The sequence below is a fragment of the Streptomyces crystallinus genome (assembly GCF_039521265.1).
Classification (GTDB): Bacteria; Actinomycetota; Actinomycetes; order Streptomycetales; family Streptomycetaceae; genus Streptomyces; species Streptomyces crystallinus.
Genome location: NZ_BAAACA010000015.1, coordinates 149,752 through 163,734, shown reverse-complemented (window position 1 = coordinate 163,734; position 13,983 = coordinate 149,752). Strand labels below are relative to the sequence as shown.

Below are 13,983 nucleotides of genomic sequence, written 5' to 3'. Positions count from 1 at the left end.
CCTAGCCACCTAGGGGCGCGGGGAACTGCGCGACCAGCCACCCACGGTCCGCAGCCGAAAGACAGGCCGTCCGCCAGAGGACTTTCGGGAAGGGGCGGGGAGGGGCCAAGACAACACAGCGTGACCTGCACGTTTCGTAGCGCTGTCAGTTTCCCCTCCCCCAGGCGAACAACCTGTCCGGTGGGCGGGACACCGCGTCGGAGCCGGGCCGCGGGCCTATACGGTGGAAGCACCATGAGCGCTTCCACGCCCCCCCGCCCCGCCGGTCACACCCCCGACGCCGTCCCGGGCGCGGACACCCCGACCCTGCTGGTCAAGATCTTCGGGAAGGACCGGCCGGGGATCACCGCCGGGCTCTTCGACACCCTGGCCGCCTACGACGTCGACGTCGTCGACATCGAGCAGGTCGTCACCCGTGGCCGTATCGTCCTGTGCGCGCTCGTCACCGAGCCGACCGTGAGCACGGAGGGCGAGCTGCGGGCCACCGTGCACAGCTGGGCCGAGTCGCTGCGGCTCCAGGCCGAGATCATCTCCGGCACCGGCGACAACCGGCCGCGCGGCAGCGGGCGTTCCCATGTCACCGTGCTCGGGCACCCGCTCACCGCCGAGTCCACGGCGGCCATAGCGGCCCGGATCACCGCGACCGGCGGCAACATCGACCGCATCTTCCGGCTCGCCAAGTACCCCGTGACCGCCGTCGAGTTCGCCGTCTCCGGCGCCGAGACCGAGCCCCTGCGCACCGCCCTGGCCACCGAGGCCGCCGCGCTGGGCGTGGACGTCGCCGTCGTCTCGGCGGGGCTGCACCGCCGCGCCCAGCGGCTGGTCGTCATGGACGTGGACTCCACGCTCATCCAGGACGAGGTCATCGAGCTGTTCGCCGCGCACGCCGGGTGCGAGGACAAGGTCGCCGAGGTCACCGAGCAGGCGATGCGGGGCGAGCTGGACTTCGAGCAGTCGCTGCACGCGCGCGTGGCGCTGCTCGCCGGGCTCGACGCGTCCGTCGTGGACAAGGTCCGCGCCGAGGTGCGGCTCACCCCCGGCGCCCGCACCCTGATCCGTACGCTCAAGCGGCTCGGCTACCAAGTCGGCGTCGTCTCGGGCGGGTTCACCCAGGTCACCGACGACCTGCGCGAGCGGCTCGGGCTCGACTTCGCCTCGGCCAACACCCTGGAGATCGTCGACGGCAAGCTCACCGGACGCGTCACCGGCGCCGTGGTGGACCGGGCCGGCAAGGCGCGGCTGCTGCGCGAGTTCGCGGCCGAGGCGGGCGTCCCGCTCGACCAGACCGTGGCGATCGGCGACGGCGCCAACGACCTCGACATGCTCAACGCGGCCGGTCTCGGCGTCGCGTTCAACGCCAAGCCCGTGGTCCGCCGGGCCGCCGACACCGCCGTGAACGTGCCGTTCCTGGACACCGTGCTCTACCTCCTCGGCATCACCCGCGAAGAGGTCGAGGCCGCCGACGGCTCCGTGGACCTGCCCCACTAGTCCCCCGGCCCCAGGCCGGCGTCCCCCGGACAGCGGCAAGGCCCCGGCAGCGGTTCTCCGCTCCGGGGCCCTTTCCGTACGTACGCCTTACGCGTGCGGCGCCCAGAAGTCCGTCAGTCTGCCCACGCCGTGCTCGACCGTCTTCCACGAGCCCGTGAACGTCACCACCGCGAACGCCGCCGTCGGGAAGCCGCTGCGGTTCATCCTCGGCAGCACGTCTCCCTCGGCCTCGCCCGCCAGCGCGTCGGCGAGGGCGTGCATGCCGGGGTTGTGGCCGACCAGGAGGAGGTTGTCGACGTCGTCCGGCGTCTCGTTCAGCAGGGCGAGCAGCTCGCCGAGCGAGGCCTCGTACAGCCGCTCCTCGTACACGGTCCTGGGGCGGTGCGGCAGTTCCTGCACGGCCAGTTTCCAGGTCTCGCGGGTACGGACCGCGGTCGAGCAGAGAGTCAGGTCGAGGGCGATTCCGGTGTCGGCGAGCCTGCGCCCGGCCACCGGGGCGTCCGTGCGGCCGCGGTCGGCGAGCGGCCGGTCGTGGTCGGACACCTGGGGCCAGTCGGCTTTCGCGTGCCGGAGGAGGACGATCCTGCGGGGTGTGTCGACGCTCATGCCCAACAGCTTCGCACGAATCACGCCAGCGGGCGCAGGGTCCCGGTGAGCTCTCGCGCCAGGGTTGACAAGGGTGTTCACCGAGACAGCGTGTGCTGAATGCGGTCCATGAGGTGGCTGATAGCGGGGTCCCCGGAGGCGGCCTGGGCGTCGTGCGAGCCGGTGATGAGCACCAGCAGCACGACGAAGGCGACGGTGGGGAGCGCGATGCCCCACCAGGGGAGCCGGAAGTCGGCACTGCCGGTGGCCGGCTGGGTGGACCGGGTGTGGGTACGGGCCGACATGGCCGCCTCCGTGAATCCGTAAAGGTGACGTACGTGGTCTCGCTGACGTACTTCGAACCTACGGAAGGAGGCGCCCGGGGCCCATCGGGTGACCCACCCACTTACCCCGGGGCTTTTCCCCCTAGGGGTTAGGGGGGCCAGCACCACCATGGGGGTCGTCGGCGCAGGTCAGGGCGAGGCGATCGTCGCGATCACGGCGATGACGACGGTGATCGCCAGCATCGCGCCGAGCACGACGAGGAGCTTCTTCTGGCCGTTCTGGGGGTTCGGGTCGAGGACAGGCATGCGCTCAGTCTCGCATCCCCGCCTCGTCCTCCACCGTCCGGTCCCGGCCCGCCAGCGAACCGACCACGATCTGCGGCACCATCAGGCCCGCCATCAGGGCGATCGGCAGGCCCCAGCCGCCACTGCTGTCGTAGAGGGCGCCGACCAGGGTGGGGCCGGGGATGGAGATGAGGTAGCCGGTGGACTGGGCGAAGGCGGAGAGCCGCACCACGCCGGTGCCGGTCCGGGTGCGCATGCCGATCATGGTGAGGGCGAGCGGGAAGGCGCAGTTGGAGATGCCGAGGAGCAGCGCCCAGGCCCAGGCGCCGGCGGCCGGGGCGAAGTAGAGGCCCGCGTAGCCCGCGAGTCCGCAGGCGCCGAGGACGGCGACGATGGGGCCCTGGTTGCGCATCCGGGTGGCGACGCGCGGGATGACGAACGCGAGCGGCACGCCCATCACCATGGTCACCGCGAGCAGCACGCCCGCGGTCCCGGCGGACACCCCGGCGTCCCGGAAGATCTGCGGCATCCAGCCCATGGTGATGTAGGCGGCGGTGGCCTGGAGGCCGAAGAAGCAGGCGAGCGCCCAGGCGGTACGGCTGCGGGTGATCCTGAAGGCGGGAGCCTCGGCGTCCTCGTGGGCGGCCGAGGGCCGGCCCTCCGCCCGGCCGGAGCGGTCGCGGGCGAGCAGCAGCCACGGCAGTACGGCGACGGCGGCGAGCAGCGCCCAGACGCTCAGGCCGGTGCGCCAGCTGCCGCCGAGGGCGTCGGTGACGGGGACGGTGGCGGCGGCCGCCAGGGCGGTACCGGCCGCCAGCGCCATTGAGTAGAGGCCGGTCATGGAGCCGACGCGGTCCGGGAAGTACCGCTTGACGATCACCGGCATCAGGACGTTGCTGACGGCGATGCCCATCAGGGCGAGCGCGCTGGCCGCGAGGAAGCCCGGGGTGCCGCCCGCGAAGGGGCGCAGCAGCAGACCGGCGGCTATCGCGATCATGCCCGCGCAGACGACCACGGCGGGGCCGAAGCGGCGGGCCAGGCGGGGCGCCGTGATGCCGAAGACGGCGAAGCAGAGCGGCGGTACGGAGGTGAGGACACCGGCGACGCTGCCGTTCATGTGCAGGCCGTCGCGGACCTCCTCGAAGAGCGCGCCGAGGCTGGTGATGGCGGGGCGCAGGTTGAGCGCGGCGAGGACGAGGCCGACGAGCACCAGGCGGGTGGTCCAGGCGGCCCGGCCGCCGCCGCTTGCGCTTCTGCCCGCGCCCAGGGCTGCGGGGGTCTCCAGGGAGGCGGGGGGTGTGGTGCCCGGCGCGGGGCTCAGGGTGCGGGTCTCGTCGTCGGCCATAGCACCATCATAGAATCATGGGATGATTGGTTGTCCAATCGCCGCCCGTACCGGCGGCCGTACCGGCCCGGCACGCGATGATGGACCCGTACAGACCCGTACCCCACGGCCACGAACACAAGGAGCGGCATGGCGCTGAGCTCTCCCCGGCGGTCCGCCCTCGCCGACCAGGTGATCGCGCAGCTGCGCAACCAGATCACCTCGGGCGAGTGGCCGGTCGGGTCGCGCATCCCCACCGAGCCCGAGCTGGTCGAACAGCTGGGGGTGGCGCGCAACACGGTCCGCGAGGCGGTCCGGGCGCTCGCGCACAACGGGCTGCTCGACATCCGCCAGGGCTCCGGCACGTACGTCGTCGCGACGAGCGAGCTGGCGGGCGTGATGCACCGGCGGTTCGCGGACGCCGACCCCCGCCATGTGGCGGAACTGCGCTCCACGCTGGAGTCGTCGGCGGCCCGGCTGGCGGCCGAACGGCGTACGCCACGTGATCTGGCCCAGCTGGACGCGCTGCTCGCCCGGCGCGAGGAGGCCTGGGAGTCGGGGGACGCGGAGGCGTTCGTGGCCGCGGACGCCACGCTGCACCTGGCGATCGTCGCGGCCTCCCACAACGACGTCCTGACCGGGCTCTACGCGGATCTCGGCGATCTGCTGCGGGATTGGCTGCGCGATGACGTGGGGCGGGAGCTGCGGCCGGAGAACCATATGGATCATGGGCGGCTGGTGGAGGCGATTCGGGTGGGCGATGCGGAGGCCGCTGCCGCGGAGGCGGCGGGGTATGCGTTTGTTTGCCTGAGCGAGCGGCTCTGAGTGCGGCGGCCCTGAGCCGCGCTCTCTGGGGGGATGCGGCTGTGGGTGCCCCTGCGGGAGGTCGTTTGTCTGCGGGCCGGCTGTGGCTGGTCGCGCAGTTCCCCGCGCCCCTTAGGGGGTGCTTGGCGTCGCACCACGCGGAAGCTCGGGGGTGCTTGGCGTCGCACCACGCGGAAGCTCGGGGGTGGTCGGCGTCGTGCCGCGCGGAGGGGCGGGGGTGCTTGGTGTCGTGCCGCGCGGAGGGGCGGGGGTCGGCTGGGGGACTGGTCTCTCGTGGGTTACCCACACCGCCCTGACCTCCTTCCAGCAGCGGTCCGTGAGGCGGATCGTCTGGGCCGGGGGGACCTCCACCGGGGCCGCGTCCGCGTCGATGTCCCACCAGCGGGCGCACTCGGTGTGCAGCCGCACCCGGTCGGTGTCGGGGTAGGGGTTGTGGCAGTACGCGATCACATGTGAACCCCGTACCAGGGTGTGGCAGTCCGCCCCGAAGGGCTCGATGGGGGCGGGCGGGGCCGGCTCCTCCGAGGTGGCGGCCCGTACGACCGAGGGGGCCGCGAACGCGGCGGTGGCCGTGAGCAGCAGCGCCGCCAGGGCGACCGCCCGGCGCTGGGCCGTACGCAAGGGTCGCACCGCCCCACCTCCTCCCCGGCCCACTGCCCGACTTGTCCGCTTCGATCAGTCTGCGGGGAGTTGGCCCGACACGCACGACGGCCGCCCTCCGTCCGCGCGAGGCGGACGGAGGGCGGCCGTGGGCGAAGGGGGTCAGGCACCCATCATGTGCACGCCGCCGTCGACGTGGACGATCTCGCCCGTCGTCTTGGGGAACCAGTCCGAGAGCAGGGCCACGATGGCGCGGCCGGTGGGCTCGGGGTCGGCCATGTTCCACTCCAGCGGGGAGCGGGTGTTCCACACGTCCGCCAGGTCCGTGAAGCCCGGGATGGACTTCGCGGCCATGGAGCCGATCGGGCCCGCCGAGACCAGGTTGCAGCGGATGCCCTCCTTGCCCAGGTCGCGGGCGAGGTAGCGGGAGGTCGCCTCCAGGGCGGCCTTCGCCGGGCCCATCCAGTCGTACTGCGGCCAGGCGAACTGCGCGTCGAAGGTGAGACCGACGACCGCGCCGCCGGAGCTCATCAGCGGGCGGCAGGCCATGGTCAGCGACTTCAGCGAGAACGCCGAGACGTGCATCGCCGTCGCGACCGACTCGAAGGGGGTGTTCAGGAAGTTGCCGCCGAGGGCGTCCTGCGGGGCGAAGCCGATGGAGTGCACGACGCCGTCCAGGCTGCCGAGCTCGTCCTTGACCAGGCCCGCGAGCCGGTCCAGGTGCTCCTGGTTGGTCACGTCGAGCTCGATGACCTTGGCGGGCTTGGGGAGCTTCTTGGCGATGCGCTCGGTCAGGGTGGGGCGCGGGAAGGCGGTCAGGATGACCTCGGCGCCCTGCTCCTGGGCCAGCTTGGCGGCGTGGAAGGCGATGGAGGACTCCATCAGCACACCCGTGATCAGGATGCGCTTGCCGTCGAGAATTCCGCTCATGTGATCAGTGACCCATGCCCAATCCGCCGTCAACCGGGATGACGGCACCAGTGATGTACGAGGCGTCGTCCGAGGCGAGGAAGCGGACCGCGGCGGCGATCTCCTCGGGCTGCGCGTAGCGGCCCAGCGGCACCCCGGAGAGGATCGAGGTGCGCTGCTCGTCGGTGAGCACCTTGGTCATGTCGGTGTCGACAAAACCGGGTGCGACGACGTTGAAGGTGATGTTGCGGGAGCCCAGCTCGCGCGCGAGGGAGCGGGCGAACCCGACGAGACCGGCCTTGGAGGCCGCGTAGTTGGCCTGGCCGGGCGAACCCATCAGACCGACCACGGACGAGATCAGGACGACACGGCCCTTCTTGGCCCGCAGCATGCCTCGGTTGGCGCGCTTGACGACCCGGAAGGTGCCGGTGAGGTTGGTGTCCAGGACCGAGGTGAAGTCCTCCTCGGACATCCGCATCAGCAGCTGGTCCTTGGTGACCCCGGCGTTGGCGACGAGCACCTCGACGGGCCCGTGGGCCTCCTCGATCTGCTTGTAGGCCTGCTCCACCTGCTCGGCGTCGGTGATGTCGCACTTGACGGCGAGGAACCCCTCCTGCTGGAGGGCGTCCGGCTCCCCGGAGCGGTAGGTGATCGCGACCTTGTCGCCCATGGAGGCGAAAGCGCGGGCGATGGCGAGGCCGATGCCCCGGTTTCCTCCGGTGACGAGAACCGAGCGGCTCAACGGATCACCCTTTCGATAGCGGTTTCGTACTTCCGCAAACTATCGGTACCGGCACGTGTACGAGGAATCGACCTGTGACAGTGGCGTACGGAAAGCGCTGTGGGGTCCCTACAGAAAGGGATAGGCAGGCGGGCCCGAACCGCGACATGATCGGGGCGACCGGTCTCACACGACAGGAGACAACTGTGCCCTCAGGGACCCATCCCCTCGACGAAGCCTTCATGGCGCTGCCGCTGCGGGCCCTCGCCGACGCAGCGCTGGCGCGGGCCCGCGCGCTCGGCGCCGACCACGCCGACTTCCGCCTGGAGCGGGTGCGCAGCGCGGCCTGGCGGCTGCGGGACGCCAAACCGTCCGGGTCGTCCGACACGACCGACCTCGGTTACGCGGTCCGGGTGGTGCACGGCGGCGCCTGGGGCTTCGCCTCCGGCGTCGACCTCACCATGGACGCCGCCGCCAAGGTCGCCTCGCAGGCGGTGGCGATGGCGAAGCTGTCGGCGAAAGTGATCGCGGCGGCCGGGTCCAAGGAGCGCGTCGAGCTGGCGCCGGAGCCGGTGCACGCCGACCGGACCTGGGTCTCCTCGTACGAGATCGACCCCTTCTCCGTACCGGACGAGGAGAAGAGCGCGCTGCTCGGCGAGTGGAGCGAGCGGCTGCTGCGGGCGGACGGGGTGGCGCACGTGGACGCCTCGCTGCTCACCGTGCACGAGAACAAGTTCTACGCGGACACGGCCGGCACGGTCACCACCCAGCAGCGGGTGCGGCTGCACCCGCAGCTCACCGCGGTCGCCGTGGACGACAAGAGCGGCGAGTTCGACTCGATGCGCACGATCGCGCCGCCGGTGGGGCGCGGCTGGGAGTATCTGACGGGCACCGGCTGGGACTGGGACGCCGAGCTGGAGCAGATCCCGGCGCTGCTGGCCGAGAAGATGCGGGCGCCGAGCGTGCAGGCCGGGTCGTACGACCTGGTGGTGGACCCGTCGAACCTGTGGCTCACCATCCACGAGTCCATCGGCCACGCCACCGAGCTGGACCGGGCGCTGGGCTACGAGGCGGCGTACGCGGGCACCTCCTTCGCCACCTTCGACCAGCTGGGCAAGCTCACCTACGGCTCCTCGGTCATGAACGTGACCGGTGACCGCACCGCCGAACACGGTCTCGCGACCGTCGGGTACGACGACGAGGGCGTCGAGGCGCAGTCCTGGGACCTGGTGAAGGACGGCACGCTGGTCGGCTACCAACTGGACCGCCGCATCGCCAAGCTGACGGGGCTCGGCCGCTCCAACGGCTGCGCCTTCGCGGACTCCCCCGGGCACGTCCCGGTGCAGCGCATGGCCAACGTCTCGCTCCAGCCGGACCCGGGCGGGCTCTCCACGGAGGACCTGATCGGGGGCGTGGAGCGCGGGATCTACGTGGTCGGCGACCGCTCCTGGTCGATCGACATGCAGCGCTACAACTTCCAGTTCACCGGCCAGCGGTTCTTCCGCATCGAGAACGGCAAGCTGGCGGGCCAGCTGCGCGATGTCGCCTACCAGGCGACCACCACGGACTTCTGGGGCTCGATGGAGAAGGTCGGCGGCCCGCAGACGTACGTCCTGGGCGGCGCCTTCAACTGCGGCAAGGCCCAGCCGGGCCAGGTGGCGGCGGTCTCCCACGGCTGCCCGTCGGCCCTGTTCCGGGGCGTGAACATCCTCAACACGACGCAGGAGGCCGGGCGATGAGCTCCCGTACGACCGTCAAGCCGCACGAGATCGTCGAGCGGGCGCTGGAGCTGTCGACCGCCGACGGGTGCGTCGTCATCGCGGACGAGCACTCCTCGGCCAATCTGCGCTGGGCCGGCAACGCGCTGACCACCAACGGCGTGACCCGCGGCCGCACCCTCACCGTCGTCGCCACCGTCGACGGGGCGCAGGGCACGGCCTCCGGTGTGGTGTCCCGGTCCGCCGTGACCGCCGGCGACCTGGAGCCGCTGGTGCGCGCGGCGGAGGCGGCCGCGCGCGGCGCCGGGCCCGCCGAGGACGCCCAGCCGCTGGTGGCGGGCGTGCCGGTGGCCGCCGACTTCACCGACGCGCCCGCCGAGACCTCCTCGGCCGTCTTCACCGACTTCGCCCCGGCGCTGGGCGAGGCGTTCGCCCGGGCCCGCGCGGGCGGACGCGAGCTGTACGGCTTCGCCCACCACGAGATGACCTCCTCGTACCTGGGCACCTCCACGGGTCTGCGGCTGCGCCACGACCAGCCGACCGGCACGCTGGAGCTCAACGCCAAGTCGCCGGACCGCTCGCGCTCGGCCTGGGCGGGGCGCTCCACCCGGGACTTCAAGGACGTCGACCCGGGCGCACTGGACGAGGAGCTCGCGGTGCGGCTCGGCTGGGCCGAGCGGCGTATCGACCTGCCGGCCGGCCGCTACGAGACGCTGCTGCCGCCCACCGCGGTGGCCGATCTGCTGATCTACCAGCTGTGGTCGTCGAACGCGCGGGACGCCACCGAGGGCCGGACCGTGTTCTCCAAGCCCGGCGGCGGCACCCGGCTGGGCGAGCGGCTGGCCCGGCTGCCGCTGACCCTGCGCAGCGACCCGAACGAGCCGGGCCTGGAGTCCGCGCCGTTCCAGCTGGCGCACTCCTCCGGCGACGACGCCTCCGTCTTCGACAACGGCCTGCCGCTGGCCCCCACCGACTGGATGCGGGACGGGAAGCTGGAGCGGCTGATCACCACCCGGCACAGCGCGGGTCTTACCCGGTTGCCCGTGACGCCCTCGATCGGCAATCTGATCCTGGAGGGCGGCGGCGAGCGCTCGCTGGAGGAGATGGTCGCCGCCACCGAGCGGGGCCTGCTGCTGACCTGCCTCTGGTACATCCGCGAGGTGGACCCGGCGACGCTGCTGCTCACCGGGCTGACCCGGGACGGCGTCTACCTCGTGGAGAACGGCGAGGTGGTCGGGGAGGTCAACAACTTCCGGTTCAACGAGTCGCCGGTGGACCTGCTGTCGCGGGCCACCGAGGCGGGGCGGACCGAGAAGACCCTGCCGAGGGAGTGGAGCGACTGGTTCACCCGGGCCGCGATGCCGGCCCTGCGGGTGCCGGACTTCAACATGAGCTCGGTCAGCCAGGGCGTCTGACCCCCATACACTGGCTGCTGCACATCACCCCACAGACCTAGGAGACGTACGACCGTGACGGACATCGTCGAGGAGCTGCAGTGGCGCGGGCTGATCGCCCTCTCCACTGACGAGGACGCACTGCGCAAGGCGTTCGCGGACGGTCCCGTCACGTTCTATTGCGGCTTCGACCCGACCGCGCCCAGCCTGCACCTCGGCAACCTGGTGCAGATCCTCACCATGCGCCGGATCCAGCAGGCGGGCAACCGCCCGCTGGGTCTGGTCGGCGGGGCCACGGGCCTGATCGGCGACCCCAAGCCGAACTCGGAGCGCACGCTGAACGCGCCCGAGACCGTCGCGGGCTGGGTCGAGCGGCTGCGCGGGCAGATCGAGCGGTTCCTCGACTTCGAGGGCCCGTACGCGGCGACCATGGTCAACAACCTGGACTGGACGTCGGGCCTGTCGGCCATCGAGTTCCTGCGCGATGTCGGCCAGCACTTCCGGGTCAACAAGATGATCGCGAAGGAGGCGGTCGCCCGGCGGCTCAACTCCGACGTGGGCATCAGCTACACCGAGTTCAGCTACCAGATCCTCCAGGGCATGGACTTCCTGGAGCTCTACCGCAGGCACGGCTGTGTGCTCCAGACCGGCGGCAGCGACCAGTGGGGCAACCTCACCGCGGGCACCGACCTGATCCACCGGGTCGTCCCGGAGGCCGAGGTGCACGCGCTGGCCACCCCGCTGATCACCAAGGCGGACGGCACCAAGTTCGGCAAGACGGAGTCCGGCACGGTCTGGCTGGACGCCGAGCGCACCACGCCGTACGCGTTCTACCAGTTCTGGCTGAACGCGGACGACCGCGATGTCTCCAAGTTCCTGCGGATCTTCAGCTTCAGGTCCCGGGCGGAGATCGAGGAGCTGGAGCAGCTCACCGAGGAGCGCCCGCAGGCGCGCGCCGCGCAGCGCGCGCTCGCCGAGGAGCTGACGACGCTGGTGCACGGCGCCGACCAGTGCGCGGCGGTCATCGCCGCGTCCAAGGCGCTGTTCGGCCAGGGCGAGCTGGCGGAGCTGGACGAGGCGACGCTGGCCGCCGCGCTCAGCGAGCTGCCGCGCGCCGAGGTCGCCGAGCTCGGCCTGGTGGTGGACCTGTTCGCCGAGGTGGAGCTGGTGGCGAGCAAGTCGGCGGCCCGGCGCACGGTGAAGGAGGGCGGGGCCTACGTGAACAACGCGAAGGTGACGTCCGAGGACGCGGTGGTCACGGCCGACGATCTGCTGCACGGCCGCTGGCTGGTGCTGCGCCGGGGCAAGAAGAACCTGGCGGCGATCGAGGTCAAGGGCGCCTGACCCGCGCGTACGGCAGGCGCGCGGCAGGACACGCGAAGGGGCGGTCCCGTTACGGGGCCGCCCCTTCGCCGTGCCGTGGGCCTCGCCGTACGGTCGCAGGCCCGCCGTGCCGTGGGCCTCAGCCGCGCCGGGCCCGCCGCGCCGTTCAGGCCCGCTGTCTGTTGCCCCGCAGGGCCATGTAGCACATGTCGCCGAGAGCGACGATCACGACCGCGGCCGCGATCTGGAGGCCGTGCCGGCCCCAGTCGATGCCCTTGGTCTCGGCGATGCCGATCGCCCGGGCGATGGAGTTGCCGACCACTCCGCCGATGATGCCGAAGATGGTGGTCAGCCAGAGTGGACTGTGCTGCTTGCCGGGGAGGATCGCCTTCGCGATCAGACCCAGCACGAATCCCACGATGATCGCCCACAACCAGCCCATCGCTGCCTCCTCGTTCCGCTCCGGCGGCAGCACTCAGCCGAGCGCTCCGCCCTGTATGAGCAGTCGCAGCCAGTGTTGACCCATCCGCCATACGGCGCATGTCGGACTCGTCCGTACGCAGTACGGATCGGATCAGTCGCACAGGCCGGACCGGCCCCGGTCTCGAACCCGGCGGATCCCGGGCGTACCGTGTGAACAGTCGGACCGGGGAGAGTCCGGTGTGGAGTCGGGTGGTGGAGCTTGATGCGGAAGCGGAGCGGAGCCGAGGTCTTCCGGATCACCGGGGCCCGGCAGGGTCTCGCCGAGGACGTGCGGGGGCGGCAGCGCCGCTATGTGATCTCGATGTCGATCCGTACGGTGTCGGTGGTGCTGACGGCGGTCCTGTGGAACGTCGAACGTCCTGTCGCGATCGTGACCCTGGTGCTGGGAGCCCTGCTCCCTTATGTGGCGGTGGTGATCGCCAACGCGGGGCGGGAGAACGCGCCTTCGCTGCCGTCGACGTTCGTCCCCGCGCCCTCCCGGCCGATGCTCGCCGCGGCCGAGACGGTCGCTCCGGCGGAACCCGCGCAGCCCGCCGGAACCCCTGACCACGAACCGTGGTCACGCGAGCAGACCTGATCCGTCACCGTCTGCAAAGCTCAAGAAAAGCTCAGATCAATCATGAAGTTACGGTGCACCACATCGGGTCCCCCGTGACATACTGCGTAGGCGCTCCGCATCCCCCGTCGGAGCGACGGACCGACGCCGGGCAGCTCCCCCCGTGGCTGCTCGGCGTCGCCATGTCACCCCCCGCTCATGGCGCAGAATGTATCCGTGAGTGACGAGATCGCCGACGCGACCCCCAGCTGTTCCGCCAAGGGCTGCCGCACCGCGGCCGTATGGGTCCTGGCCTGGAACAACCCGAAGCTGCACACCCCGGACCGGCGCAAGACCTGGCTCGCGTGCGACGAACACCGCGAGCACCTCTCCCAGTTCCTGGGGATACGCGGGTTCCTCAAGGACGTGGTGCCGCTCGCGGAGTGGGAGTCAGCCGCCGATCGCTGACATCGGGCGGTCGGGCTGGAGGAACGCCGGGTCGTCCAGACCGGATCCGGCCTTCTTTCCCCACATGGCGAGCCGCCACAGCCGGGCGATCTCCTCGTCCGGCGCCCCCGAGCGCAGCGCGCCCCGCAGGTCGGACTCCTCGCGGGCGAAGAGGCAGGTGCGCACCTGGCCGTCGGCGGTGAGCCGGGTGCGGTCGCAGGCCGCGCAGAACGGGCGGGTGACCGAGGCGATGACGCCGACCCGGTGCGGTCCGCCGTCCACCACCCAGCGCTCGGCGGGCGCGGAGCCCCGCTCGTCGTCGCCCTCGGGGGTGAGCGTGAACCTCGTACGCAGCGAGGCGAGGATGTCACCGGCGGTGATCATGCCGTCGCGCTTCCAGCCGTGCTGGGCGTCGAGCGGCATCTGCTCGATGAAGCGCAGTTCGTAGTCGTGCGCCACGGCCCAGGCCAGCAGGTCGGGGGCCTCGTCGTCGTTGAGCCCCGGCATCAGGACCGCGTTGACCTTGACCGGGGTGAGGCCGGCGGCGCGGGCCGCCTCCATGCCCTCGATCACGTCCTTGTGGCGGTCCCGGCGGGTGAGCGTCTTGAAGACCTCGGGGCGCAGGGTGTCCAGGGAGACGTTGACCCGGTCCAGACCGGCCGATTTCAGCGCGGCGGCGGTGCGCTTCAGGCCGATGCCGTTGGTGGTGATCGACATCCTGGGGCGGGGCTGGAGGGCCGCGCAGCGCTCCACGATGCCGACCAGGCCCGGCCGCAGCAGCGGCTCGCCGCCGGTGAAGCGGACCTCGGTGACGCCGAGGTCGGTCACGGCGATGCGGATCAGCCGGACGATCTCGTCGTCGGTGAGCAGGTCCGGCTTGGCCAGCCACTGCAGGCCCTCTTCCGGCATGCAGTACGTGCACCGCAGATTGCAGCGGTCCGTGAGTGAGACGCGCAGGTCAGTGGCCACACGGCCGTATGTGTCGATGAGCACTGTGGGCCCCCTCCCCCGATTACCGGTTGGTGTATACAGCCGAGCCTACGCGAGAGGGGTGACAACAGC

16 protein-coding genes are annotated in these 13,983 nt (G+C 71.5%); 7 read left to right on the top strand and 9 right to left on the bottom strand.

Annotation, left to right across the window (positions count from 1 at the left end; all coding sequences use genetic code 11):
• Positions 1-234 precede the first annotated feature (234 nt).
• Complete coding sequence (gene serB / locus ABD236_RS16155) at positions 235-1,488, top strand: phosphoserine phosphatase SerB (RefSeq protein ID WP_344074385.1); 1,254 nt, start codon at positions 235-237, stop codon at positions 1,486-1,488.
• 87 nt (positions 1,489-1,575) lie between these two features.
• On the opposite strand, the gene ABD236_RS16150 is transcribed toward serB, so the two are convergent.
• The 4 genes from ABD236_RS16150 to ABD236_RS16135 form a co-directional block, all read right to left on the bottom strand.
• Positions 1,576-2,094: a SixA phosphatase family protein gene (locus ABD236_RS16150; protein WP_344074384.1), complete on the bottom strand. Its 519-nt coding sequence runs from the start codon at positions 2,092-2,094 to the stop codon at positions 1,576-1,578.
• Between the two features lie 77 nt (positions 2,095-2,171).
• Positions 2,172-2,378, bottom strand: a complete 207-nt coding sequence (locus ABD236_RS16145) for a hypothetical protein (protein WP_344074383.1) — start codon at positions 2,376-2,378, stop codon at positions 2,172-2,174.
• A 168-nt stretch (positions 2,379-2,546) separates the two neighbouring features.
• Positions 2,547-2,663 carry an SGM_5486 family transporter-associated protein gene (locus tag ABD236_RS16140; RefSeq protein ID WP_344074382.1) on the bottom strand — a complete coding sequence of 39 codons (117 nt, stop codon included), beginning with the start codon at positions 2,661-2,663 and terminating at the stop codon, positions 2,547-2,549.
• Between the two features lie 4 nt (positions 2,664-2,667).
• Complete coding sequence (locus ABD236_RS16135) at positions 2,668-3,987, bottom strand: CynX/NimT family MFS transporter (protein WP_344074381.1); 1,320 nt, start codon at positions 3,985-3,987, stop codon at positions 2,668-2,670.
• A gap of 129 nt (positions 3,988-4,116) precedes the next feature.
• On the opposite strand from ABD236_RS16135, the gene ABD236_RS16130 reads away from it, so the two are divergent.
• A complete protein-coding gene (locus ABD236_RS16130) occupies positions 4,117-4,791 on the top strand; it encodes a FadR/GntR family transcriptional regulator (RefSeq protein WP_344074380.1) in 675 nt (224 codons plus the stop codon).
• 111 nt (positions 4,792-4,902) lie between these two features.
• Here ABD236_RS16130 and ABD236_RS35020 read toward each other — a convergent pair whose 3' ends face one another.
• From ABD236_RS35020 to fabG, 3 genes are all read right to left on the bottom strand, one after another.
• On the bottom strand, positions 4,903-5,421 hold the full coding sequence (locus ABD236_RS35020) for a hypothetical protein (protein WP_425543879.1): 519 nt from the start codon (positions 5,419-5,421) through the stop codon (positions 4,903-4,905).
• A 132-nt stretch (positions 5,422-5,553) separates the two neighbouring features.
• Positions 5,554-6,321 (bottom strand): enoyl-ACP reductase FabI, encoded by a 768-nt coding sequence (gene fabI, locus ABD236_RS16120; protein ID WP_344074379.1) that lies wholly within the window; start codon positions 6,319-6,321, stop codon positions 5,554-5,556.
• 4 nt (positions 6,322-6,325) lie between these two features.
• Positions 6,326-7,042, bottom strand: a complete 717-nt coding sequence (gene fabG, locus ABD236_RS16115; RefSeq protein ID WP_344074378.1) for a 3-oxoacyl-[acyl-carrier-protein] reductase — start codon at positions 7,040-7,042, stop codon at positions 6,326-6,328.
• A 221-nt stretch (positions 7,043-7,263) separates the two neighbouring features.
• Between fabG and ABD236_RS16110 the strand changes: the two genes are divergently transcribed.
• From ABD236_RS16110 to tyrS, 3 genes are read left to right on the top strand one after another with little or no spacing between them, the layout of a single operon-like run.
• The gene (locus tag ABD236_RS16110; protein WP_344074393.1) at positions 7,264-8,760 is read left to right on the top strand and encodes a TldD/PmbA family protein; all 1,497 of its coding nucleotides are present in this window, start codon (positions 7,264-7,266) and stop codon (positions 8,758-8,760) included.
• Positions 8,757-10,154 carry a metallopeptidase TldD-related protein gene (locus tag ABD236_RS16105; protein WP_344074377.1) on the top strand — a complete coding sequence of 466 codons (1,398 nt, stop codon included), beginning with the start codon at positions 8,757-8,759 and terminating at the stop codon, positions 10,152-10,154. Before ABD236_RS16110 ends, ABD236_RS16105 begins: the two co-directional genes overlap by 4 nt.
• 54 nt (positions 10,155-10,208) lie before the next feature.
• Positions 10,209-11,477: a tyrosine--tRNA ligase gene (tyrS, locus tag ABD236_RS16100; RefSeq protein ID WP_344074376.1), complete on the top strand. Its 1,269-nt coding sequence runs from the start codon at positions 10,209-10,211 to the stop codon at positions 11,475-11,477.
• Between the two features lie 145 nt (positions 11,478-11,622).
• On the opposite strand, the gene ABD236_RS16095 is transcribed toward tyrS, so the two are convergent.
• Positions 11,623-11,898 (bottom strand): GlsB/YeaQ/YmgE family stress response membrane protein, encoded by a 276-nt coding sequence (locus ABD236_RS16095; RefSeq protein WP_344074375.1) that lies wholly within the window; start codon positions 11,896-11,898, stop codon positions 11,623-11,625.
• 243 nt (positions 11,899-12,141) lie between these two features.
• Between ABD236_RS16095 and ABD236_RS16090 the strand changes: the two genes are divergently transcribed.
• Entirely contained in the window at positions 12,142-12,516 is a 375-nt protein-coding gene (locus ABD236_RS16090; RefSeq protein WP_344074374.1) for a DUF3099 domain-containing protein, read from the top strand.
• Positions 12,517-12,693: 177 nt separating this feature from the next.
• Positions 12,694-12,942: a hypothetical protein gene (locus ABD236_RS16085; RefSeq protein WP_344074373.1), complete on the top strand. Its 249-nt coding sequence runs from the start codon at positions 12,694-12,696 to the stop codon at positions 12,940-12,942.
• On the opposite strand, the gene moaA is transcribed toward ABD236_RS16085, so the two are convergent.
• Entirely contained in the window at positions 12,925-13,914 is a 990-nt protein-coding gene (gene moaA, locus ABD236_RS16080) for a GTP 3',8-cyclase MoaA (RefSeq protein ID WP_344074372.1), read from the bottom strand. The genes ABD236_RS16085 and moaA overlap by 18 nt on opposite strands.
• Positions 13,915-13,983 lie beyond the last annotated feature (69 nt).